This is a genomic window from Ornithinimicrobium pulveris (assembly GCF_050261105.1).
Taxonomy (GTDB): Bacteria; Actinomycetota; Actinomycetes; order Actinomycetales; family Dermatophilaceae; genus Ornithinicoccus.
The window spans coordinates 65,447-88,257 of sequence record NZ_CP189837.1; the positions used below are offsets into that span (position 1 = coordinate 65,447).

The following is a 22,811-nucleotide window of genomic DNA, read 5'->3' on the forward strand; positions in this document are numbered from 1 at the left end:
GACCGGCCTTGAACACGGTGTGTCGCAAGGCCGGTCGGCGATGGTGAGGAGTTGCTGACGCGCTGAGGTGGCGCAGGTCAGCAGCGCTGAGGGGCGATCAGGCGCGGCCCTCCTCGCGGCGGGCGCGCTCGATCTCGTCCTCCGGGGTCTCGCCAGGGGTCTGCTCCTCGGTCGAGAGGGGCTCGTGGGTGGCGAGTTCGTCGATCTCGTCGGCCTCGAGCATGTGCACCGAGCCGTCACCCTCGGTGACCTCGACCTCAGTGACCTCAACCTCGGCGACCGGAGCGCCAGCCGTGCCCGAGGCGCCGTAGGCCGGGGAGACCGCGGTGCCGGCGGTGCCGCCCTCGGTGCTGGTGACGGTGCCCGAGCTGTCGACGTCCACGCTCGCGACCCCGACCGGGGTGCGGCTGGCCCACGGGTCAGCCTCGCCCGGGGTGCTTGCCCACGGGTCCTGAGCCTGGTTCTGCTGCTGGGAGAGGTACCAGGCCAGGCCGGCACCGGCCGCAGCCAGCAGGCCGAGGGTGATCAGCGCGCCACCCTTGCGGCGACGCTTCTTGGGGGCGCCGGTCAGCGCAGCGACGACGCCCTCGTCCTGGGCGAGGACGCGGTCCTTGCCGGTCTGGACGTCACCGAGCATCGCCTGGAGCTTGGGCAGCAGCTCGTCGTTGATGACATCGCGCAGGTGGTCCACGCGCGGACCCATGGCCGCCACGCCCTCCTGGGCGCGCGGCACCGCAGCGTCGATGCCGCGGTCCATGCCGGCGACGGCGTGGTAGCGGGTCTCGGCAGCCTTCTCGCGAGCGGCGGCAGCGAGGGCGGCGATCATGGCGGCGCCGACGCCGGCCTTCTCGGCAGCCTTCTCGCCCAGCGGGCCGGCGTTCTTGCGGACCGTCTTGGCCGCGTCGGAGCCGTGCTCGCGCAGGTAGTCGGCCGCGTGACCGCCGTGCTCACGCAGGTAGTCAGCGGCGTGCGCGCTGTGCTCCTTGGTGACCTCGGCCGCGCGCTGGGCGCCGACGCCAGCGGCACCGGCGAGAGCGGACGCGGTCTGACCGGCTTCCTTAGCCTGCTTGTCCAGGCCCTTCTTGCCGTGCTTAGTGGCCTTCTTGCCGTGCTTGGCCGCCTTGGCCGCCGCCTTCTCGATGGCGTCGCGGTCCTTGCTGGCCGCCTTCAGCGCCTTGGCACGGGCCTTCTTGGCGTGGCGCTTGCCACTCTTGTCGTCCTTGGGTGCGGTTGCCTCGGCCAGGGTGGCCACGACGGCAGCGCCGAGGTTGCGCGCCCCGGACGCGGCGTTGGTGCCCGCCACCGCGGCGTCCTGGCGTGCCTTGGCCGCCTGGGCAGCGGCTCGCTCGGCATCGGTCTTGAAGAACACGGACCGTCCTCCTTCGTCTCGGTTTCTCTCCCAATCCTGCCTTGTCCACCCCGTCAGCACCACCGGGGGCCTCATCCACGGGCGGCCCCTGTCGGTGCGTCATGTCAGACTGGAGCCATGAACGTGACGCTCCACACCAACCACGGCGACATCACCATCGAGCTCTTCGAGCACGCTGCGCCGAAGACGGTCAAGAACTTCGTCGGCCTGGCCACGGGCGAGCAGGAGTACAAGGACGACGCCGGCCGCACCAACCCACAGCCGTTCTACGACGGGCTGAAGTTCCACCGGATCATCCCGGGCTTCATGATCCAGGGCGGCTGCCCGCTGGGTGAGGGCTTCGGGGGCCCCGGCTACACCTTCGACGACGAGATCAGCCCGGACAAGGACTTCTCCAAGCCCTACATGCTCGCCATGGCCAACGCCGGCAAGCGGATGGGCAAGGGGACCAACGGGTCGCAGTTCTTCATCACCGTCGAGCCGACCACCTGGCTGCAGGGCAAGCACACCATCTTCGGTGAGGTCGCCGACGAGGATTCCCGTGCCGTCGTCGACGCGATCGCTGCGGTCTCCACCGACGCCAGCGACAAGCCGCTCGAGCCGGTCGTCATCAAGAGCGTCTCGGTCGCCTGACCGTCGGCCCGACCGCCAGAGACTGACTGACTCCACCGCCACCAGTTCACCACCCAGCCGCCCCCTCCCGTGAGCGATCAGAGCAGCCCCGAGACACGGCATACGGACGCGGCACCGGTCTGTCCGCGGCATCCGGACCGGGTGTCCTACATCTCCTGCCAGCGCTGCGACCGGCCCACCTGCCCAGACTGCCAGCGCCCGGCCGCCGTCGGCATCCAGTGCGTCGACTGCGTCAAGGAGGGGGCGCGCTCGGTGCCGACCCCTCGGACAGCTTTCGGCGCGCCGGTGCGCGACGGGCGACCGATCGTCACCTGGTCGCTGCTCGGTATCTGCATCGCCGTTTTCCTGGGGCAGCTGGCCAACCCGCTGGTGACCCGCGAGCTGTCCTTCGTCGGGCTGCTCGCGGGCAGTGAGCCGTGGCGCTTCATCACCTCGGCGTTCGTGCACTCGCCCCGCGGGATCCTGCACATCCTGTTCAACATGTACATCCTGTTCGCGTTCGGGCCGATGCTCGAGCAGGCGCTGGGGCGGGCGAAGTTCCTGGCGACCTACCTGCTGTGCGCGATCGGCGGCTGCGTGGGCGTGCTGCTGCTCAGCGGATTGGACTACTGGCGCACCCAGGTGGTCGGCGCGTCCGGAGCGATCTTCGGGCTGCTGCTGCTGTATGTCGTGCTCGCCCTGCGAAGTGGCCAGGTGCCGACCGCGCTGCTCGTGATGATCGGCCTCAACCTGGCGATCCCCTTCTTCGTCTCCGGCATCGCCTGGCAGGCGCACATCGGTGGTGCTCTCACGGGTGCCGCGATCGGTGGCCTGCTGCTGGTGACCTCGGTGCCGGGGCGGACGCCGGAGGCCGAGCGGCGACGGCGGCTCATCTGGCCCGCCCTCGGCGGGGTGCTGGTCGTCCTCGTCGCCCTGGCCGTCTGGCGGCTGGTCAGCGTGATGGGCGACTACGCCTTCACCTTCACCTTCAGCTGAGCACCCTCCTCCTGGTTATCCACAGAAATCGAGTTACACAGGTGTGATTATCCCCAGAGTGGGGACAACCTGTGGACAAGTGGGCCTACCGGTGTCCGGGGATTCCCGCAGAAGTCGTCACGCACCCCAGCGCGCGCATCCAGCGGGCATTCAAACGTGCGCAACGCAGCGGCCGGCGACGAATGCGCAGGTGGGAAGCTGCAGGTCGGACGATGTGCACGTGTGAAGGTACGGCGGGGCAGACGAACTTGTGCCCCGGTCACGAGATACCGGGTCCCTGGTGGCTGCAGCTCGCGTTCCCGGTCACGACAGACTGTGCCCACCCCGAAGTCAGCCTTCCGGGGCCTCGACTGGGGCGACCTGCTCGACGACACTGGCGAACTGCGGGCGGACACCGCCGGAGTAGGCGGGAAGCTCGGCATACGGGACCTCGACCACGGCGTAGCCCAGGCCGATGGCGTCGGCCCACTGGCGGTACATGCTGACCACCGAGTCCGCGTCCAGCGCGGCCTGCATGGCTGCCGGATCGCCGATCGCGGTCACGGTGTAGGGCGGTGAGTAGACGCGGCCCTGCAGGTAGAGCGTGTTGCCGACGCACTGCACGGCGCTGGTGGCCACGATCCGCTGGTCCTGGACCATGATCGCCTCGGCCCCACCGGCCCACAGTGCGTTGACCACGCCCTGGAGGTCCTGCTGGTGGACCACGACATCGTCCACCGAGTAGCCCTCAGGCAGAGTCTCGATGGTGTAGCCGGCATCGTCGAGAGTCACCTGCAGCGCGGTGCCGGACACCGCGGCCAGGCCCACGTCGGGGGCGAGCGCGTCGGCGCGACGGGTGGCGACCTTGGCGGCGCCATTGTCGACATCCTCCTGCAGGCTCTGCACCTGGGCGCGGAGGAACTCGGCCTCCTCGCCGAGCTCTCGCACCTGACCATCGCGGGCCATGATCAGGCCGACGAGGTCACGCGCGCCGGTGCTCTGCGGGTTGTTGCGTGCGATCGCTGCGCTGGTGCCGAAGAGCAGCCCTGCGAGCAGGCACACCACAGTGACCCCCGCGGTGCGGACCCGCACCCGGGGCGCCTTGTCTGGTCCGCTGCTCATCAGCACCAGCCTATCCGCGTATCCTGACCGGAACCCGACCTCGACCCGAGAACGTGAAGAAGGAGACCGCCGTGCCCGAGTCCCGCGGCCGAGAAGGCGCCAAGGCACGCGCCCAGCGCACCAGCGAGGTGGGCCCCGCCACCCAGAAGTTGCCCTCCAACCCGTCCTGGTTCGTGCCGGTGATGTGCGGCCTGATGATCGTCGGGGTGCTGTGGGTGGCCACCTTCTATGTCACCAGTGGCGCACTGCCGATCCGGCCGATCGGCTACTGGAACCTTGGCATCGGGATGGGCCTGATCATGGCCGGCTTCCTGATGGCAACCCGCTGGCGCTGACGCGCAACTCTTTCCGCGACACACCCGGGAATGACCGGCTCAGTCGTGCCCGGGCACGGCTGAGCCGGTGCTGCTCCGCGTGTCGGCGGGACGGGGCGGGGCGGGGGCATACAGGGATTGCAGATCGTGTCCCCGGCCGCCACAGAGCGTGTCCCTGGTCGCAACAACCGGGTCCCGGTTAGTCGTCGGCCGGCGGATCGGTGCCGGGGTCCGTAGGGCTCGGCGTGTCGGTCGGGGGGTCGTCCGTCGGGGCCGGGGTGTCGGTGGGATCGGCCGGGTCGGTGGTGGGCGGGTCCGTGGTGGGCTCGTCCGTCGGTTCGGTCGGGTCGTCCGTGGGTTGCTCGGGAGGAGCCGTCGTGGGCGGCGGGGCAGGTTCGATGGTGATCGTCTCCGGCGGCATCCACACCGTCTCCGGGGGAGCTTCGGCGATGACGATGGTGATCCGGGTGCCGACATCGACCCGATCGCCCGCATCAACGGACTGCTCGAGCACCGTGTCGGCCTCCTCCTCAGTGGTCACGCGCGTCTCCGGGCGCCACCGCAGACGCGCATCGCTGAGCAGGGTGATGGCCTCGTCGCGGTCCTTGCCGATCAGATCAGGGACCTCGACCTTGCCCGAGGACACCTCCAGGATGATCTCGTCGTCGGGCTTGATCTCCTCACCCGCGGCAGGATCGGTACCGATGACGTGGCCCTTCTCAACAGCGGTGTTGTCACTCTCCTCCGCCTCAGCGCGGACGTTGGTGAAACCACGTCTGGCCAGCTCATCACGGGCCGCCTGTTCCTCCATCCCGACCAGCAGCGGGATCTCCTGGGCCTCCGGACCCGCGGAGACGACCAGGCGCACGGTAGATCCCTCGCGGGCGGTGCCACCATTGGGATCCTGCTCGATCACGGTGCCGATCTCGGCGCTGCTGTTGCGTGAGCTCGCCTCAGGCACCACGAAGCCGTCGGCCATCAGCGTCGTGCGGGCCGCTGCCTCGGTCATGCTGATCGTGCTGGTGACCGGGACGAGCGGGACCTCCTCCTGCGCGTCGGGGCCGAGCACCTGCCACAGCACCCAGCCGACGCCGGCTACGGCCAGCAGCGCGAGCACACCCAGCAGCAGGGCGGCACCGGGGTGTCGACGCTCGCGCACCGGCATCTCATCGGTCCGCTCCCAGCGGTCGTCCTCACGGCTTGAGCGATCGCCACCCCGACCCGACCCCAGACCAGGGACGAGGCCGGAGTCGTCGGCGGAATCGGCATACGGGCGGGGCTGGTCACCACGCTCGGAGACGGCGCGGGCAGCCGCGGTCGCCCCAGCCCCGGCCCCAGTGCCCATCCCAGCGGCGGCGCTGGAGGTGACCATCGCCAGGCTGCGACCGGCGCGATCAGAGATCGGCTCGTCGGCCCGGGCCGCGTTGAGGTCGGCGCGGAACTCGGCGGCGCTCTGGTAGCGGTCCTCCGGCTGCTTCTCCAAGGCGTGCAGGGTGATCGCATCCAACGCCTCGGGCAGGTGCCGGGCGTGGGTGGACGGGAGCTTGGGGACCTCGCCCAGGTGCTGGTAGACGAGCGAGACCGGGTCACCCTGGAAGGGGGTGCGGCCGGTGAGCAGCTCGTACAGGAGGCAACCGACCGAGTAGAGGTCGCTGCGCCCATCGACATCCATCCCCTGCGCCTGCTCCGGCGAGAGATAGCGCGCCGTGCCCATCACCGCGGACGTCTGGGTCATCGTGGCCGCGGTGTCGGCGAGCGCCCGCGCGATCCCGAAGTCCATCACCTTGACCGCCCCGGACTCGGTGACCATCACGTTGGCGGGCTTGATGTCGCGGTGGACCAGGCCGCGGTCGTGGGCGTACTCGAGCGCGGACAGCACCGCCGCCGTCACCCGCGCCGCCTCGTCCGGCTCCAGCGTCTTGGTCGTCGACTCGTTGAGCAGCTCGCGCAGGGTCTTGCCCTGGAGGAACTCCATCACGATGTAGGGCACCTGGACCGGCGCGCCGCCCGCCTCGTGGACGGTCTGCTCACCGGAGTCGAAGACGCCCACGATCGAGGGATGGGACAGGCCGGCGGCGGACTGCGCCTCCCGACGGAAGCGGGACAGGAAGGAGGAGTCGCGGGCCAGGTCGGTGCGCAAGATCTTGATCGCGACGGTGCGGCCGAGCCGCAGGTCATGGCCCTGGTGGACATCGGCCATGCCGCCACGGCCGACCAGCGGGCCGACCTCGTAGCGGCCGCCGAGCACGCGCGGCTCCTCCCGCGAGGGAGGTGGGACGTGCGAGGTGGGTTCGTCGGTCACGGCTGCACTCCTGCTTCCAGCATGGCCCGGGCGACGGGCGCGGCGACCACGCCGCCGGTCTCGCCGCTCCAGTTGTCGGTGGCCGACTCGACGATCACCGCGACGGCGATCTGGGGGTCGTCGGCAGGGGCGAAGCCGGTGAACCAGGCGTGGGCTGCGCCCTGAGTCCCGTATTCCGCGGTGCCGGTCTTGCCTGCGACCTGGACTCCGGGGAGCGCGGCCGACTGTCCCGAACCTTGGTCCACCACGCTCACCATCATGTCCCGCAGCTCCTCGGCAGTCTCCCTGGACACCGCGCGCGAGAGCGTCTTGGGGTCGGTGCGCTCGATCACCTCGAGGTCGCCATTGCGGACGGCGTCCACCAGGTAGGGCTCCATCACCACGCCGTCGTTGGCGATTGCGGCGGAGATCATCGCGACCTGCATCGGCGTCTCCCGCACCTCGAACTGGCCGATGCCGGTCAGCGCGAGCTGGGCGTCGTCCATCTCCTCGGGGTAGCTGCTCGGGGTCACGCTCATCGGGATCTCGAGGTTCTGGCCGAAGCCGAAGGCCACCGCCTGGTCGCGGATCGCGTCCGCGCCGAGTTCGCCGGCCAGCCAGGCGAAGGAGGTGTTGCAGGAGACCTGCACCGACCGCTCCAGGGTGGGCCGGTCCTGCGGGTCGCAGGCGGCGCCGCCGAAGTTGGGCAGGTCGGTCGAGGTGCCGGGCAAGGTGTAGGTGCGCCCACCCTCGAGCTCGCTGTCGGGCTGGAAGCGGCCGCTCTCCAGCGCGGCGGCGGCCAGCACCAGCTTGAAGGTGGACCCCGGCGGGTAGAGGTCGCCGGCGATGGCGCGGTTGATCAGCGGGCGGCTCTGGTCGGCGATCAACTCCTCGTAGGAGCGGTCGACTGCGGTGAGCTGGTGGCTGGCCAGCGCGTTGGGGTCGAAGCTGGGGCGGCTGACCAGGGCCAGGATGGCGCCGGTGCTGGGGTCGATCGCGACGGCGGCACCGCGCCGGTCGCCCAGGGCCTCCACGGCGGCGGCCTGGACGCGGGGGTCGATGGTCAGTTCGAGGCTGGCGCCTTGGGGCGGGGTGCCGGTGACCAGGTCGGCGACCCGTTGGTAGAAGAGGCTGTCGTCGGTGCCGGCCAGCACCGCGTTGCGCGCGCGCTCCAGACCCACGCCGGCGCCATACGTGAAGGAGAAGTAGCCGGTCACGTGCGCATAGCGGGTCGCCTGGTCGTAACGGCGGATCCAGCGGAGCTCGTCGTCGGTGGCCTCGGAGCGGGCGATGGCGGTCCCGTCCACCAGTATGGCGCCGCGCTCGCGGGCGTAGGCGTCCATCAGGGTGCGTCTGTTCTCCGGGCGGTCGCGCAGGTCGCCGGCCTGGACGAACTGGATCCAGGTGGTCGACAGCAGGAGCGCGGTGAACATCAGGAAGACCACGACGGCCAACCGCCGGATGGGGGTGTTCATGCGTGCGCCTCCCTCGGGTGGGCGATGTTCTTGGTCGGGTCCTGGCGCCGCTCGGAGACGGGGCGCCGGGCGTGGTCGCTGATCCGCAGCAGCAGCGCGACGATCACCCAGTTGGCCAGCAGCGAGGAGCCGCCGGCGGACAGGAAGGGCGTGGTCAGGCCGGTGAGCGGGATGACCCGGGTGATGCCGCCGACGATGACGAAGACCTGGAGGGCGACGGTGAAGGCCATGCCCGCGGCGAGCAGCTTTCCGAAGCCTTCGCGGGCGCCGATCGCGGTGCGCAGGCCGCGCTCGACGAAGAGCGCGTAGAGCACGAGCATCGCGAACAGACCGATCATGCCGAGCTCCTCGCCGAAGCTGGCCATGATGTAGTCGCTGTTGGGGAAGTAGGTGATGTAGGGATAGCCCGAGCCCAGCCCGGTCCCGAAGATCCCGCCGTGGCCCAGGCCCATCAGCCCCTTGGCGACTTGGTCGGACTGACCGGGGGCGAACGGGTCGAGCCAGAGGGTGACCCGCTGCTGGACGTGGCTGAAGACCTGCCAGGCCAGCACCGCACCGCCGACGAACAGGCTCATCCCGATGATGATCCAGCTGGTGCGCTCGGTGGCGACGTAGAGGACAGCGACGAAGAGGCCGAAGAAGAGCAGCGAGGAGCCGAGGTCGCGTTGCATCACCAGGATCAGCACGGACAGGCCCCAGGCGACCAGGATCGGCCCCATGTCGCGGGCGCGTGGGAGCTGCAGGCCCAGGACCTTGCGGCCGACGAGGGAGAGGGCGTCGCGGGTGCTCACCAAATAGCCCGCGAAGAAGATCGCCAGGGTGATCTTGGCCAGCTCACCGGGCTGCATGCTGAACGGGCCGATGTGGATCCACAGCCGGGAGCCGTTGATCTCCTGGCCGATCACCGGCAGCATCGGCAGCAGCAGGAGCACGAAACCGGCCGCCATCGCGGTGTAGGTGTAGCGGCGCAGCGCCCGGTGGTCGCGCACCGCGATCAGGGTGGCCGCGGCGATCACCACGGACAGGCCGGTCCACATCAGCTGGCGGGTCGCGACCGAGTTGCCGATCTCCAGGCCCTGGGACAGGTCGATCCGATGGATCATCACCAGACCCAGCCCGTTGAGCAAGGTGGCGATCGGGAGGAGGAGAGGATCGGCATACCGGGCCCGCCACCGCAGGACCGCGTGCAGCCCGAGCGGGAAGATCGCGAAGATCGCCACGTGCCACCACATGTCCGTGGGGAGCGCGCCGTCGACGGCGACCCCCACGTTGACGTAGGCCAGTCCGGTGATGGCGATCGCGAACAGGACCAGCAGGAGCTCGACGGTGCGGCCGCTGCGGACGCGCAGGCTGGTGACCGTGGACGGGCGGGGGTGGGCGGTCGCGGTCACGGTGCCTCCCCCAGGTTCTGGCCGAGCTCGAGCACCTGGCGCAGCGGATGCCCCTCAGGCAGCGCGGTCATCGCCGGGCCGTCACCGGGCTGGGTTGCCGGCGCGGTGGTCTGTGCGGCGTCGTCAGGAGCCGTCGTCGCGGGGGCGTCGCCCGGGCCACCGGCGGCTGCGGTGCCACGCTCGGCGATCTGGCGCAGCTCGGCGACGATGGTGTCGGCGCCGGCCCGGTCGCTCGCGGACAGGGTGCGGCGGACACGGTCCTGGTAGTAGGTGGGCAGCCGGTCGAGGGCGAGGTCGGTCTGCTCCTCGGGCTGGCCGAGCTGGATCGGACCGATGTCCTGGGCGAGGCCGCGGTAGATGGTGACCTGGCCGTCCTGCTCGCCGACGTAGTACTGCTGCTGACTCCAGGTCCAGGCGAACCAGCCGGCGCCGCCGAGCACGGCGAACGCCGCGGCGGTGACCAGGACCCGACGCAACCAGGTCACGAAGGGGTGGGTCGGACCCTCTTCGGCGAGCACCGGGGCGTCGGTCTCCGCCCCGCCGGCCCCGCTCGCCTCGCGGGTGAGTTGGGCAGCCTTCTCCGCGGCGCTCTGCGGGGCCGAGCTCAGCTGGCGACGGCGCTCGCTGGCGGCACCGACGACCTGGGCGCGGGTGGTGCCGGCACCCGAGGGCACGCCGTCGGCGACGATCACGGTGACGTTGTCGCGGGTGGAGGCGCGCAGGGCGAGTTGGATGAGCTCGTCGGCGACCTGGCCAGGGGTGCGCTCGGTCTGCCGGAGGATCTCGGCGACCGTCTCTTCGGCGGCATAGTCGGTCAGCCCGTCGCTGCACAGCAACAGCCGGTCCCCGCGGCGCAGCTCGCGCAGGGACAGGTCGGGCCGATCCTCGGGGCGCCCCGTGAAGACGCGGGTGACCAGTGATCGCTGCGGGTGGTGCAGCGCCTCCTCGGGACCGATCCGGCCCTCGTCGAGAAGTTTCTGGACGAAGGAGTGGTCCTTGGTGATCTGGGTCAGTCGGCCGTCGCGCAGCAGATAGGCGCGGGAGTCGCCGATGTGGGCGACCGCGAGTTTGCTGCCGGCGCGCAGCATCGCGATGCACGTCGTGCCCATGCCGTCGGAGTCGGGATAGACGTCCATCACGTCGGCGAGGCGGGAGTTGGCCTCCTCCAGCGCCTGCTCGAGGATGTCCAGCGCATCGTCGGCGCCGTGCGACTCCCCGTCCAGGTGGACCAGCTCACCTACGACCAGGGAGCTGGCGACATCGCCGGCCGCATGCCCGCCCATGCCGTCGCAGAGCACCAGCAGCTCAGGGCCGGCATAGGCCGAGTCCTCGTTGCGGGACTTGCTGCCCAGGCCCACATTCGTGCGGGCGGCGTAGCGGAGGGAGACGGGCATGGCGGCTCTAGCGACGCAGCTCGATGACGGTCTGGCCGATCCGGATCTGCGCGCCCGGATCCAGCCGGGCACCGGTGTCTATCCGTTGCCCATTGACCTCGGTCCCGTTGGTCGAGCCGAGGTCGTCGGCATACCAGGCGTCGGCCCCTGGGTAGATGCGCAGGTGACGGCCGGAGGCGTAGTCGTCGGTGAGCACCAGTGAGCACTCGGGGTTGCGGCCGATGAGCACGCCGGACTCGTGCAGCGGCACGGAGGTACCGCGCAGGCGGCCCTGGGTGACGACGAGGTGGGTCGGGTTGTTCTTGCGCTGGCGGCGCTCGCCGCGGCTCTCCCGGCGGCGGGCCGGACCGGCGTTGCGGCTCACCCGGGTGCCATAGAGGTCGCCCCGGAGCACCCCGACCACCGAGAAGACGAACGCCCAGAGCAGCACGATGACGCCCAGGCGGATGAGGTTGAGGGTGAGCTCTCCCATCAGGTCTCCAGGCGGAAGATCAGGTGGGTCCGGCCGATCGTGATCCGGTCGCCGCTGCGCAGCTCCTCCGAGCCCACCTGCTCACCGTTGAGGTAGGTCCCGTTGGTCGAGCCGAGGTCGCGCACGACCACCTGCAGGTGCGGGCCGTCGTGGCTGATCCGCACCTCGGCGTGGCGGCGGGAGACGCCGGGGTCATCGACCGGCACGTCCGCGCCCGCGTCCCGTCCAAGGACGGTGACGGCCGAGGTCAGAGGTATGGCGCGTCCCCCCACCTCGAGCACGGGGCGGCTCTTCTGACCCCGTCCGCTGCGGTGGCGCGAAGGCGGCGCCTGCTCGGTGAACTCGCGGGTGTGGCCCTGGTCCTGCACCCCACCCTGAGCGGCGCCCCCGGGAGCGGCCTGCGGCCGCCGGTATGCGGCATACCCATCCTCGTCGTGTGCGCCGTGTCCGCTGGAGCTGGGGCCGCGATAGCGGTCGAGCTGCTCGTTGCGGGGAGTGGCGCGGGAGTACTCCTTGGCGCTGCCCCCACCGGAGCGGCCGTCCTTGGCGGCCGGGCGGACGCGGAAGATGCCGGTCTCCAGGTCCTCGCCGGATTCGAGCCGCACCTCGAACGGCCCGGGGGCGACATAGCGCTGGGCGTCGGCGTGGTCCTCGGCGGTGGCGACGAGCTCGTCGGTCAGCGCGCGCGAGTAGGAGTCGAGGCGCTCGTAGTCGCTCTCGGCGAGCTCGATCGTGAAGACGTTGGGCACCATCGTGCGTCCGGGGCCGAGCACGGCGGCCCGGTCATCCATCGACTTGCGCATGGCCGAGGCGATCTCCACCGGCTGCACCTCAGCCTTGAAGACGCGCGCGAAGGGCTGCTTGACGGCCTTCTCGAGCCCCCGCTCGAGCCTGTCGAACACTCCCACGGCCTCTCCTTCATCTGGTCGTCAGCTGGCCCGCTGCCCCCGGTCGTCCCGGGGTGAGGCCGGGAAGAGGACGCGTATGTGCCGCTGCGATCGTACTTGCCAGGACTGGCAGGATCCTGGAGGCTGACCCACCCACCCCGACACCCTCCCCCCATCTCGACCGGACGCGCCGTATGTCGCTCAGATCGGCCACCGAACGTCCACCGTGCTCGCGATCAGGGCCACCGAACGTGCGTCGCGCTCGCGATTCGGTCATCAGGACGCGCCGTGCTAATCTTGCTCGGCACTCGCGCGAGTGGCGGAATAGGCAGACGCGCACGGTTCAGGTCCGTGTGTCCGAAAGGACGTGGGGGTTCAACTCCCCCCTCGCGCACAGAAGCGTAGTTCCCTGAACTACCTGTTGTCGTTTCTCGAAACTCCCGGCCGGAGGTCATCCGGCCGGGAGTTTCGTCGTTCCGGGGGTCGTGGGCGTCACCGACCCCTCCGTCGGCGCCGATTCCGTATGCCGTGGGGCCGGTTCCGCTGTCCCGGAACCGTTTCCGGGCAGGCTGGTGCAGGGGCGTGCTGGGATACCGACGCGAATAGTGCCCCGGTCAGCTCTTCGCCGGGGCCTACGATCCCGCCTGCGTGACCTCCAGGCCCGGCGACCGCCTCAAGCACCGAAACCGCCCACGGCAGATGATCTCCGCCCATCGACGGAGCCAGCCTCGCACCGATCTCCCACGTTCGACCGATGCCAGCACCACCGCCCTCCCGGCAGGGTGGAGAGCACCAGCCCACGACGGGCCGGCACCAGTTGATCGAGTCACGCGAGGGGAACGAGATGCGCACGACCAGCACGACGACCAACAAGACCACCACCAAGGCCAAGACCGCAGCCGCCGGCTCGCTCAGCGCCCTGCTGACGATGACCCTCCTCCTACCCACCAGCGCCACCGCCGCGCCGACGGCACCCGCGGAGGAGAGCAACGACATACCGGGAATCACGTCCGAGGAGTCGCGCGAGCAGGTCCAGCGGGCCGGTGAGCAGGCGCTCGAGGACGTCCGGATCAAGGGCACGCCGCCCGGTCAGGCGACCCCCGCCACCGACGCGCTCGACCACGGGATGCGGCAGGTGATCGCTGACGGCGCGATCGGGGTGAGCGTGCGGGTCAACTCACCGGGTCTGACCTGGCGTGGTTCCGCCGGCAAGCGCGCCGTCGACCGCAACCCGCCCGCCGGTTGGCAGGACGCCTTCCGCGCGGCGAGCAACACCAAGCCGATGATCGCCACCCTCGTCCTCCAGGAGGTCGAGCGCGGCGCCTGGACCCTCGACACCACCGTCGACGAGGTCCTGCCCGGCCTGCTCCCCGAGCACGGCGACGCCACCCTGCGCGAGCTGCTCAGCCACACCTCCGGCATGCCCAACGGCACCACCGAACTCCTCCTCGCGCAGATGAGCGACCCCGAGGACTGGGACGAGTTCCGCGGGTTGATCAGCCGCGACTACAGCCAGCAGGACCACGTCGACATCGTCAACGCCTTCCCGTGGACCGAGCGCGGCCAGTTCGTCTACTCCAACGCCGGCTATGTCGTCCTCGGCATGCTCCTCGAGGCGCAGACCGGCCGGTCGGTCGAGCAGCTCCTCCGCGAGCGCATCTGGTCGCCCGCGGGCATGCGCCACTCCGCCTACCCCCTGAATCCCGGTATGCCGAATCCCGCCCTGGCAGAGGACGCCTGGATCGGGGATGGCTGGCTGGGTCTTCGGGGTTTCGACCCTGACCTGTTCAGGGCTGCTGGGGCGGTCGTGAGCACCACCGGCGACCTGAACTCGTTCACCCGGTCGCTGGTCAACGGCGCGCTGGTCGACCCGGCTCTCGTGCAGGAGATGGCGACCCCGGTGACGGCGGAGGGCTATGGCCTTGGTGTCTATCTCGTGCCGGACCCGTGCTCGTCGCCTGAGGACCCGCAGTGGTTCATCGGCCACGACGGCGCCAGCTTCGGCACGCTCAGCGTGGCGCTGACCAGTGCGGATGGCACCCGTCAGATCTCCCTCGCCGCGACCGGCCGGGACATCTCCGCGATCGAGCCCCGCTGGGACCTGGGCGATGTGATCGTGCCGGCGCTGCTCGCGACCTGCTGAGGAGGGTCGCTGGCTGGCGCTGACGCAGGCAGCACCGGCCCCATTGCGTGATCGGCGACCCCACACAGAGTGTCCCGTGGAAGTCGTCACGTGAGAGTTGGGTACCTCTCCGACTTCCACGTGACGACTTCCACGTGACGGTCAGGAGGCCGCAGGCCCACCCGCCTCCTGCTCGGCGAAGTACCGGGCCCGCCGCATCAGCATGAAGCCGCCCAGCACCTCCAGCACACCCAGGATCAGCAGGAAGTAGGTCAGCCAGGTCGCCTCCCCCATGCTCATCCGCCAGCCGGCCAGACCCAGCAGCAGCGCACCCAGCACGAAGTAGAACTTCCCGCGCCGCCGCAGCGACGTGGGATCGCGCAACGGGTCGACCCGCCCGCCCGGCGCGCCGGCGGCCCCAGCAACGCCAGCGCCAGCCCCCGGCGCCTGAGCGCCGACCCCCGGCACCTCAGCGCCAGAGCCGCCAGAGCCACCGGACCCACCCGGGCCGCCCAAACCACCAGCCAGATCCGCCTGGTTCACGGTCCCCAACTCATCCGTCGGCCGCCCCGACCCCAGCGCCGCACCACGCGAGCTCGAGCCAGCCACCCCCACAAAACTCCCATAGAACGGCGCCTTCGCCTGCGGGTCATACGGCTCATACCCGGTCTGCGAGGCCACGATGCCCACCGCCTTGCGCATCATCTCCTGCACGTCCGCATCCGCCGCGTCGCCGTCGACCGACACCGCCGCCGCCCCGTGGAAGAGCTCGACCTTGATCCCCGACCACGGCGCCTCCGCCTCGCCGAAGACGTCCCCACCCGTCTCCTCGGCCACCCACGTCTCAACCGGCCCGGCGAGCACCTCGCGCAGCCGGTCCTCCATCGCCTCCCAGGTCTTGACGCCCTCGGCCATCGCCGCCTCGTCGCCGAGCACCTCGTCGGGGGTGTCGGCCTCGGCGTTCGCGATCACCTCATCCCAACTCTGTCCGGCCGTGCGTGGGTAGAGCAGAATCTCGTACGTCATCCCCCCAGTCTGCCTGAGCCGCCGCGCCCCACCGCGCAGTGCCACCATGGGGTGATGGTCGGTTGGTTGAGCGGTCGGCGCCGGGACACCTCGGCCCGTGGGCGCGTCGCGCGGGCCATGGAGGTCGTGCCGCGCGTCGATTTCCTGCCGCCGGAGGCCCGGGACCAGGCGCACGAGGACGTCCCGTTGCGCATCGGCCACGGCGCCACCAACTCCCAGCCCTCGACGGTCGCCGCCATGCTCGAGCTGCTCGACGCCTGCCCAGGCCACCGCGTGCTCGACGTCGGCGCCGGTTCCGGCTGGACGACCGCCCTGCTCGCGCACCTCGTGGGTGGGGAGGGCTCGGTCCTGGGGGTCGAACTGGTGCCCGAGTTGGCCGCGGACGCGCAGGACCGCGTGTCCCGTTCCCGTATGCCGCAAGCCAGGGTCGTCCCCGCCGTCACCGGCGTCCTCGGCTGGCCGACGGAGGGTCCCTACGACCGGATCCTGGTCTCCGCGATGGCCGAGACGACGCCCACCGAGCTCGTGGATCAGCTCGCGGATGACGGCGCTCGGATGGTCGCGCCGGTCGATGGTCGGATGCTTGTCGTGGACCGCGACGGGGGGCGCACGCGACGCTGGGAGGCGCCTGGCTACTACCGCTTCGTGCCGCTGCGCTGACCCCGCATCCCAGGTGCGGGCCCGACCCCGCACCCCAGGTGCGGACAGCGCCTAACCCCCGGCTACCGTCACGGGGTGCTCCGCATCGCCTCCGTGAACGTCAACGGCATCCGGGCCGCCCACAAGCGCGGTTTCGCCGACTGGCTGGCCGCCCGCGACTGCGACGTGGTGGCTCTCCAGGAGGTCAGGGCGCCGATCGAGTCCCTCCCCGAGAATGCCTTCGGGGACCGCCATGTCGTCTACGAGCCGGGCCAGATCCCGGGCCGCAACGGCGTGGCGGTCCTCACCAGGCAGCGCCCAGTTGCGGTCCGCACCTGGGACGCCGACGTGCTGGTCCGGGCGCCTGGCGAGGATCACCTGCACACCGAGCCCGCCCCGGACCGGATCCCGCTGGCCCGCGGCCTGGCCGCGCACGCCCACGAGGGCCGCTACGTCGAGGTCGATCTGGCGGAGGCGCCGGTCACCGTGGCCAGTCTCTACCTGCCCAAGGGCGGCCTGCCGGCCCACCTGCAGAAGCCTGGCCGGATGCGCGAGGCTCCCGACGGTGGCGCCAAGTACGCCCGCAAGCAGCGCTTCATGGCCGCCTTCGCCCGCCACCTCACCCGCTCCCGCCGCGCCGCCGCCGCGGACGGGCGCGAGTTCCTGCTGATGGGCGATCTCAACGTCGCCCACACCCGCCAGGACGTCGCCGCCTGGCGCCGCAGCCAGCAGGCCGAGGGCTTCCTGCCCGAGGAGCGCGCGTGGATCGACGGGCTCATCTCCCCCCGCTCGCTCGTCGACGTCGTGCGCTCGCTGCACCCCGACGCCGACGGTCCTTACTCCTGGTGGAGCTGGCTCGGGCAGGCCTTCGCCAAGGACTCGGGTTGGCGGATCGACTACCACCTCGCCACCCCGCGCCTCGCCCGCACCGCGGTCCGCGCCGAGGTCGATCGCGACCACCGGGGTGTTCGGCTCAGCGATCACGCGCCGGTCGTCGTGGACTACGACCTGTGACCCGGGCGTCCACCCCCGGGGATCCCGAGCCCTGTATGACGCATCCCTCGCCTCAGGTGGTCGGCTAGGTTAACCTTGAACAGAGGTTGAACAAGCAAGCAGCCACCCCCAGCGCTGACGTACCGTCGGTGACACATCTCGAGCAGGAGGGACCGGACCACTGGTGAGCGTGACCGAATCGCAGTCCGCACTCGATGAGGTGGTCCTCGTCGATGAGGATGGGCGTGCGCTCGGGACCGCGCCGCGCACGAGCGTGCACAGCACCGACACCCCCTTGCACAAGGCCTTCTCGCTCTATCTGTTCAACGACGACGGCCAGGTGCTCATCACCCGCCGAGCGCTGGACAAGGTCACCTGGCCCGGTGTGTGGACCAATGCCTGCTGCGGCCACCCTCGGCCCGATGAGGATCTCGGGGTGGCTGTCCGCCGCCGCCTCGGTGAGGAACTGGGCCTGACCGTCGAGGACCTCCAGCTGGTCCTGCCCGACTTCCGCTACCGCGCCGTCGACGCCTCCGGCATCGTCGAGCACGAGCTCTGCCCGGTCCTTGTCGGGCGGGCTGACGGCGACCTCGCCCCTGACCCCACCGAGGTCGCCCAGCACGCCTGGGTGGCCTGGGACGACCTGGTCACCGCGGCCCGCGCCACCCCCGAGGTCTACAGCCCCTGGTCGGTCCTGCAGATCCCCCAGCTGGAGGCCGAGCGCTCGCGACTGCCGCTGACGCGCGGTGGTGAGTCACGGCATACCGGGACGGGGGCGGACATCACCCTGGACGCCGTCCGCGACCTGCTCGACCGCGAGCTCGCCTGGATCACCCAGGTGTGGGACACGCTCGCGCCCGCGGGGCAGCCCGACCTGCTGGGCCAGGACCCCGGCGACCTGCCCGCCTGGTTGCGCAGCCTGCTGGCCGACGGCGGCAAGCGGTTGCGCCCGCGGATGTGCCACTGGGGGTTCGTCGCGACCGGCGGCCGGCTCGGGACCCGCTGCCACGAGGACATCGTGCGCGCGGCCGCGGCGCTGGAGACGCTGCACCTGTTCGCGCTCGTCCACGACGACGTGATGGACCAGTCGCAGGAGCGGCGCGGCAGGCCGGCCGCGCACGTGGTCGCCGCCGACCGGCACAGCGAGCAGAACGGTCACGGCGACGCCCGGCGGTTCGGCGAGAACATCGCGATCCTGCTCGGCGACCTGGCGCACTGCGAGGCCGACCGGCTCGTGCACACGCTGCCCTCGGTGATGCGGGACTACTGGTACGAGCTCAACCTGGAGCTGATCGTCGGCCAGCGCGCCGACCTCACGGGGGCGGCCGCCCGCCGCGACGACCCGGAGCACGCGGAGGCCGTCGCCGCGCTCAAGTCCGGGGCCTACACGATCGAACGCCCCCTCCAACTGGGCGCGCTCGCCGCCAACGCCTCACCGCAGCAGCGTGAGTCGCTCGCCCGCTTCGGTCACCACCTGGGCCGTGCCTTCGCCTGGCGCGACGACGTGCTCGGCGTCTGGGGCGACCCGGCGGTCACCGGCAAGCCCGCCGGCGACGACCTGCGGGAGGGTAAGAACACCCTGATCTGGGTGCTCGGCGCAGGGCGCCTCACCGGGGACGCGGCCGAGGCGATGGCGCGGGTCGGCACGCCCGAGGCGCGCGCGGAGGACATCCCGCTGCTGCAGACCGCCCTGGAGGAGGCTGGTGTCCGGGGCGAGCTGGAGGAGCGCATCGCCGCCGAGATCGCGCAGGCCGAGGCGGCCCTGGACGACTCGCCGCTGACGCCGGACGGTGTGGAAGGGCTGCGTGAGCTGGCCCGGGCGATCGCGTGGCGCGACGCGTGAGGCGCGGCCCCTGCAGCCGCGGTCTGCGACGCGGCCCCGGCAGCCGCGGTCTGCGACGCGGCCCCGGCAGCCGCGGTCTGCGACGCCCGAGGAGGACCACGTGAGCCACGTCATCGTCGTCGGCGCCGGCCTGGCGGGGCTCGCCGCCGCCTGCCATCTCATCGGCGACGGCCACCGCGTCACCGTGCTCGAGCGCGAGGACGTGCCCGGGGGGCGGGCCGGCCGGCTGGAGCGGGAGGGGTTCACCTTCGACACCGGGCCGACCGTGCTCACGATGCCGGACCTCATCGACCGGCCGCTGCGCGCGGCGGGCTCCAGCCTGGAGGAGCGGCTCGAGCTGCAGCTGCTCGACCCGGCCTACCGCGCCTTCTACGCCGACGGGTCCACGCTGCAGGTCCGGCACGGGCACGAGGCGATGCGCGAGGAGATCCGGCGCGAGTGCTCCGAGCACGACGCGGCCGCCTTCGACGACTTTGTGACGTGGCTGCGGCGCCTCTACCACGCGGAGATGCCGCACTTCATCGACCGCAACTTCGACCGGCCGACCGACCTGCTCGCCCGCCCGCGACCGGCCGCGGAACTGCTCACGATGGGCGCCTTCTCCCGGCTCGGGCCGATGATCCGGCGCCGGTTCCGCGACGAGCGGCTGCACCGGTTGTTCTCCTTCCAGGCCATGTATGCCGGCCTGGCACCCGATGAGGCGCTGTCCATCTATGCGGTGATCACCTATATGGACTCGATCGAAGGGGTCTGGTTCCCGCGCGGCGGGATCCGGGCGGTCCCGGACGCGCTGGCCGGCGCGGCCGCGGATGCTGGCGCGGAGTTCCGCTACGGGACCAGCGTCACCGAGCTGGTGCGCGACTCCGGTGGGCGGGTCCGCGGGGTCGTGGCCGATGACCACCTCTTCGCCGCGGATGCCGTCGTGTGCACGATCGACCTGCCCACGGCATACGGGAATCTGCTCCCCGACCTGCGCCCGCCGCGCGCGGTCGCGGGGATCCTGGGCGGCAACTACTCGCCCTCGTGCGTGGTCTGGCACGTGGGCGTGCGCGGGGTCCCGACCGACAAGGCGCACCACAACATCCACTTCGGGCGGGAGTGGGCGGGCGCCTTCGAGGATCTGATGAAGCGCGGGACGCTGATGGGTGACCCGTCGCGCCTGGTCACGCTGCACTCGCTGGACGACGACGAGGCCGCGCCGGAGGGGTGCAGCACGCTCTACGTGCTCGAGCCGGTGCCGAACCTGGACGTCGGCTCGATCGACTGGGAGCGCGAGCGCGGGCCGATGCGCGAGCGGCTGCTCGGCTTCCTGGAGGAGGCGGGCTACCCGACCGACATCGTCGTGGACGAGCTCGTGACCCCGCTGGAGTGGCAGGCTCAGGGGATGGCCGCCGGGACCCCCTTCGCGCTCGCCCACACCTTCCCGCAGACCGGGCCGTTCCGGCCGGGCAATGTGGACCGGCGCGTGCCGGGGCTGGTCTTCGCGGGGTCTGGCACGGTGCCCGGGGTCGGCGTGCCGATGGTGCTGCCCTCGGGGCGGCTCGCGGCCGAGCGGGTGCGGGAGCTCCTCGGATGAGCCTGCTTGGACCGGGCCTGTCAGGTGGCAAGACCGCCACCGACCCCCTCCTCGTCGAGGGCTATCGCCGGTGCGCCGAGCTCACTCGCCGCCACGGCACCACCTACTTCTGGGGTGCGCGCCTGCTCCCAGCGGACCAGCGCCGCGACGTCTACACCGTCTATGCGCTGTGTCGGCTGGCCGACGACATCGTCGATGAGCCCGACAAGCTCGACCCCGCTGTCCCCGGCCACGGCGAGGCGGACCCGGCGGTGCGGCTGCGGATGTTCGAGCGGCACTTCTGGGATGCCGTCCTCGCGGGCGGGTCGGACGAACCGGTGATGGCCGCCGTGGTCGACTCGCTGCGCCGCCGCGGCACCGACCCCGAATGCTTCGACCGCTTCTTCCGGGCGATGGAGCTGGACCTGACCCGCGAGACGTGGGCGTCCTGGGAGGAGCTGCGCGACGGTTACATGGAGGGCTCGGCCGCGGTCATCGGCGAGATGATGCTCCCGGTGCTCGAACCGCATACCCCCCTCGCCCAGGAGCCCGCCCGCTCGCTCGGCCTGGCCTTCCAGCTCACCAACTTCCTGCGCGACATCGACGAGGACCTCGACCGCGGCCGCGTCTACCTGCCCCAGGACGACCTCGCCCGCCACGGCGCCGACCCGCACGAGCGCACGGTCACGCCGGCCTGGCGGGCGATGATGGCCGAGCAGATCGAGCGCAACCGGGCGCTCTACCGCGACGCCGCCCGCGGGGTGGGCATGCTGCCGACGCCGAGCGCCCGCTGCGTCGCGACCGCCCTGCGCATGTACTCCCTGATCCTGGACCGCATCGAGGCCGCCGACTATGACGTCTTCACCGAGCGGCTGCGCGTCCCCCGCCGGACCAAGGTGGCGATCGTGGCCGACGTGCTGACCCGCGGTCCCTCGCATCGCCTGGTGCGCACGTGACCCTGCCGCACCCGCACCTGATCGCGCTCCGCCTCGCCGCGACGGTGCTGCTGTCCTGCGTGATCGGCCAGGCCGGGTGGGCCGCCGCCTGGCTCGGCGGCGACCCCCGCTACGCCGCCTTCCACCAGGTCGGCGCCTGGGTCACGCTGGCCGTCGCGATCGCCTCCGCCGTCCTGTATGTCGTTCTCCGCCGGTCCGCAGGTGCGGTGAACCTTGGTCTGGCGCTGGGTGTGGCCGCGGTCGTGGCTCTGCAGGTCGCCCTCGGCGAGCTCGGCGTGCGCGGACCCCACATCTTCCTCGGCGTGCTGCTCGCGATGCTGGCCACGGCGCTGACGTCCTGGACGTATCGCCACCAGCTCCCGGATGTCCCCGATCGCGGGGTCGACGCTCGCTGATCCCCGGCGCCGCTGCACCCCGGTGAGTTCACCCGTCGCTGTTGACCCAGAGCGGTGATGGGGCCACAATTGTGGTCATGAGTATCGAATCCTTGCGCGACGTGCGCGATCACTTCAGTGATGTCGTTGACAGGGTTCAACGCGAGCACCAGCGCGTCACCGTGACCCGGAACGGCAAGGCTGCGGCAGTCATCGTGAGTCCAGACGACCTGGCGGAGCTCGAGGAGACCCTCGCAGTGCTCAGTGATCCGGAGGCGCTTGCGGACATCCGCGAAGCGGACCGCGCCTATGCGGCTGGGGACGTGGTCCGAGGAACCGATGCGGTGCGAGCGCTCCTCCGGTGAGTGAGCCGTTCACCCTGGTTCTTACCCCGCCCGCCAAGCGCGCCATCCAGAAGGCGTTGCCAGAGCCCGTGGCTGCGGCCGTCGTCGAGTTCCTGACAGGTGCCCTCATCGACAATCCTCGTCGGGTCGGGAAACCCCTTCGTGGCCAGTTAGCCGGGATCTACTCCGCCCGGCGGGGCACCTACCGGATTCTGTATCGGATCAACGACGCAGCGCACGAGGTCGTCGTCCTTCGCGCCGAGCACCGGCGCGACGTCTACGGCCGTCACTAGGCAGCCTGTGGTCCGATTCAGGCAGACCGGAGCACCTTGTCCATCGGTCGGCCCTTGGCGAGCTCGTCGACGAGCTTGTCCAGGTAGCGGATCTGGCGCATCAGCGGGTCCTCGACCTCCTGGACCTTGACGCCGCAGACCGACCCGGTGATCTGGTCGACGTTGGGGTTGAGCGTCGCGGCGGCGAAGAAGTCTTCGAAGGTGGTCCCGTCGTCCAGATGCGTGCGCAGCTGGGCCTCGTCGAAGCCGGTCAGCCACTCGATGACCTCGTGCAGCTCGGCCTGTGTGCGGCCCTTCCTCTCCACCTTGGTGACGTAGTGGGGGTAGACCGAGGCGACGCTGGTGGTGAAGATCCGGTGGCTCATGGGGGTGAG

The 22,811-nt window shown here is 71.1% G+C and carries 22 protein-coding genes and 1 tRNA gene; 13 read left to right on the top strand and 10 right to left on the bottom strand.

Features of this window, described 5'->3' with window-relative positions; all coding sequences use genetic code 11:
• Nucleotides 1–97: 97 nt before the first annotated feature.
• Nucleotides 98–1,369 carry a hypothetical protein gene (locus tag ACQBAT_RS00250; RefSeq protein WP_420746214.1) on the bottom strand — a complete coding sequence of 424 codons (1,272 nt, stop codon included), beginning with the start codon at nucleotides 1,367–1,369 and terminating at the stop codon, nucleotides 98–100.
• A gap of 117 nt (nucleotides 1,370–1,486) precedes the next feature.
• Between ACQBAT_RS00250 and ACQBAT_RS00255 the strand changes: the two genes are divergently transcribed.
• Together ACQBAT_RS00255 and ACQBAT_RS00260 are read left to right on the top strand one after the other, a co-directional pair.
• On the top strand, nucleotides 1,487–2,002 hold the full coding sequence (locus tag ACQBAT_RS00255) for a peptidylprolyl isomerase (protein WP_420746215.1): 516 nt from the start codon (nucleotides 1,487–1,489) through the stop codon (nucleotides 2,000–2,002).
• A gap of 69 nt (nucleotides 2,003–2,071) precedes the next feature.
• Nucleotides 2,072–2,977 carry a rhomboid family intramembrane serine protease gene (locus ACQBAT_RS00260; protein WP_420746216.1) on the top strand — a complete coding sequence of 302 codons (906 nt, stop codon included), beginning with the start codon at nucleotides 2,072–2,074 and terminating at the stop codon, nucleotides 2,975–2,977.
• A gap of 330 nt (nucleotides 2,978–3,307) precedes the next feature.
• On the opposite strand, the gene ACQBAT_RS00265 is transcribed toward ACQBAT_RS00260, so the two are convergent.
• Nucleotides 3,308–4,078, bottom strand: a complete 771-nt coding sequence (locus ACQBAT_RS00265) for a DUF881 domain-containing protein (RefSeq protein ID WP_420746217.1) — start codon at nucleotides 4,076–4,078, stop codon at nucleotides 3,308–3,310.
• A 71-nt stretch (nucleotides 4,079–4,149) separates the two neighbouring features.
• Here ACQBAT_RS00265 and ACQBAT_RS00270 point away from each other — a divergent pair, with 71 nt between their 5' ends.
• Nucleotides 4,150–4,413 carry a cell division protein CrgA gene (locus ACQBAT_RS00270; protein ID WP_420746218.1) on the top strand — a complete coding sequence of 88 codons (264 nt, stop codon included), beginning with the start codon at nucleotides 4,150–4,152 and terminating at the stop codon, nucleotides 4,411–4,413.
• A gap of 178 nt (nucleotides 4,414–4,591) precedes the next feature.
• Here the strand turns inward: ACQBAT_RS00270 and pknB are convergent, their stop codons facing one another.
• Genes pknB through ACQBAT_RS00300 form a run of 6 tightly spaced genes read right to left on the bottom strand, consistent with a single transcriptional unit; the run spans nucleotide 4,592 to nucleotide 12,313 of the window.
• Nucleotides 4,592–6,694, bottom strand: a complete 2,103-nt coding sequence (gene pknB, locus ACQBAT_RS00275; RefSeq protein ID WP_420746219.1) for a Stk1 family PASTA domain-containing Ser/Thr kinase — start codon at nucleotides 6,692–6,694, stop codon at nucleotides 4,592–4,594.
• On the bottom strand, nucleotides 6,691–8,148 hold the full coding sequence (locus ACQBAT_RS00280) for a peptidoglycan D,D-transpeptidase FtsI family protein (RefSeq protein ID WP_420746220.1): 1,458 nt from the start codon (nucleotides 8,146–8,148) through the stop codon (nucleotides 6,691–6,693). Before ACQBAT_RS00280 ends, pknB begins: the two co-directional genes overlap by 4 nt.
• The gene (locus ACQBAT_RS00285; protein ID WP_420746221.1) at nucleotides 8,145–9,539 is read right to left on the bottom strand and encodes an FtsW/RodA/SpoVE family cell cycle protein; all 1,395 of its coding nucleotides are present in this window, start codon (nucleotides 9,537–9,539) and stop codon (nucleotides 8,145–8,147) included. The genes ACQBAT_RS00280 and ACQBAT_RS00285 overlap by 4 nt, the downstream gene beginning before the upstream one ends.
• Nucleotides 9,536–10,933, bottom strand: coding sequence for a PP2C family protein-serine/threonine phosphatase (locus ACQBAT_RS00290; protein WP_420746222.1), 1,398 nt, complete (start codon nucleotides 10,931–10,933; stop codon nucleotides 9,536–9,538). Before ACQBAT_RS00290 ends, ACQBAT_RS00285 begins: the two co-directional genes overlap by 4 nt.
• Before the next feature lie 7 nt (nucleotides 10,934–10,940).
• Nucleotides 10,941–11,405 (bottom strand): FHA domain-containing protein FhaB/FipA, encoded by a 465-nt coding sequence (locus ACQBAT_RS00295; RefSeq protein WP_420746223.1) that lies wholly within the window; start codon nucleotides 11,403–11,405, stop codon nucleotides 10,941–10,943.
• Nucleotides 11,405–12,313, bottom strand: a complete 909-nt coding sequence (locus ACQBAT_RS00300) for an FhaA domain-containing protein (RefSeq protein WP_420746224.1) — start codon at nucleotides 12,311–12,313, stop codon at nucleotides 11,405–11,407. Before ACQBAT_RS00300 ends, ACQBAT_RS00295 begins: the two co-directional genes overlap by 1 nt.
• A 289-nt stretch (nucleotides 12,314–12,602) precedes the next feature.
• Here ACQBAT_RS00300 and ACQBAT_RS00305 point away from each other — a divergent pair.
• A tRNA-Leu gene (locus ACQBAT_RS00305) sits at nucleotides 12,603–12,686 on the top strand.
• Nucleotides 12,687–13,136: 450 nt separating this feature from the next.
• Entirely contained in the window at nucleotides 13,137–14,435 is a 1,299-nt protein-coding gene (locus ACQBAT_RS00310) for a serine hydrolase domain-containing protein (RefSeq protein WP_427197721.1), read from the top strand.
• A 141-nt stretch (nucleotides 14,436–14,576) separates the two neighbouring features.
• Here ACQBAT_RS00310 and ACQBAT_RS00315 read toward each other — a convergent pair whose 3' ends face one another.
• A complete protein-coding gene (locus ACQBAT_RS00315; RefSeq protein ID WP_420746226.1) occupies nucleotides 14,577–15,440 on the bottom strand; it encodes a hypothetical protein in 864 nt (287 codons plus the stop codon).
• 54 nt (nucleotides 15,441–15,494) lie between these two features.
• Here ACQBAT_RS00315 and ACQBAT_RS00320 point away from each other — a divergent pair, with 54 nt between their 5' ends.
• The 8 genes from ACQBAT_RS00320 to ACQBAT_RS00355 all read left to right on the top strand — a co-directional run bounded on the left by ACQBAT_RS00320 (nucleotide 15,495) and on the right by ACQBAT_RS00355 (nucleotide 22,437).
• Nucleotides 15,495–16,100: a protein-L-isoaspartate O-methyltransferase family protein gene (locus tag ACQBAT_RS00320; protein WP_420746227.1), complete on the top strand. Its 606-nt coding sequence runs from the start codon at nucleotides 15,495–15,497 to the stop codon at nucleotides 16,098–16,100.
• A gap of 75 nt (nucleotides 16,101–16,175) precedes the next feature.
• Nucleotides 16,176–17,093 (top strand): exodeoxyribonuclease III, encoded by a 918-nt coding sequence (locus tag ACQBAT_RS00325; RefSeq protein WP_420746228.1) that lies wholly within the window; start codon nucleotides 16,176–16,178, stop codon nucleotides 17,091–17,093.
• 169 nt (nucleotides 17,094–17,262) lie between these two features.
• Entirely contained in the window at nucleotides 17,263–18,915 is a 1,653-nt protein-coding gene (gene idi / locus ACQBAT_RS00330) for an isopentenyl-diphosphate Delta-isomerase (protein ID WP_420746229.1), read from the top strand.
• Between the two features lie 100 nt (nucleotides 18,916–19,015).
• Complete coding sequence (locus ACQBAT_RS00335; protein WP_420746230.1) at nucleotides 19,016–20,491, top strand: oleate hydratase; 1,476 nt, start codon at nucleotides 19,016–19,018, stop codon at nucleotides 20,489–20,491.
• Nucleotides 20,488–21,426: a phytoene/squalene synthase family protein gene (locus ACQBAT_RS00340; protein WP_420746231.1), complete on the top strand. Its 939-nt coding sequence runs from the start codon at nucleotides 20,488–20,490 to the stop codon at nucleotides 21,424–21,426. The genes ACQBAT_RS00335 and ACQBAT_RS00340 overlap by 4 nt, the downstream gene beginning before the upstream one ends.
• Complete coding sequence (locus ACQBAT_RS00345) at nucleotides 21,423–21,821, top strand: hypothetical protein (RefSeq protein ID WP_420746232.1); 399 nt, start codon at nucleotides 21,423–21,425, stop codon at nucleotides 21,819–21,821. Before ACQBAT_RS00340 ends, ACQBAT_RS00345 begins: the two co-directional genes overlap by 4 nt.
• Before the next feature lie 77 nt (nucleotides 21,822–21,898).
• Nucleotides 21,899–22,165 (top strand): type II toxin-antitoxin system Phd/YefM family antitoxin, encoded by a 267-nt coding sequence (locus tag ACQBAT_RS00350; RefSeq protein WP_420746233.1) that lies wholly within the window; start codon nucleotides 21,899–21,901, stop codon nucleotides 22,163–22,165.
• Nucleotides 22,162–22,437: a type II toxin-antitoxin system RelE family toxin gene (locus ACQBAT_RS00355; RefSeq protein ID WP_420746234.1), complete on the top strand. Its 276-nt coding sequence runs from the start codon at nucleotides 22,162–22,164 to the stop codon at nucleotides 22,435–22,437. Before ACQBAT_RS00350 ends, ACQBAT_RS00355 begins: the two co-directional genes overlap by 4 nt.
• A gap of 17 nt (nucleotides 22,438–22,454) precedes the next feature.
• Here the strand turns inward: ACQBAT_RS00355 and ACQBAT_RS00360 are convergent, their stop codons facing one another.
• Complete coding sequence (locus ACQBAT_RS00360; RefSeq protein WP_420746235.1) at nucleotides 22,455–22,802, bottom strand: DUF2200 domain-containing protein; 348 nt, start codon at nucleotides 22,800–22,802, stop codon at nucleotides 22,455–22,457.
• Between the last annotated feature and the right edge of the window lie 9 nt (nucleotides 22,803–22,811).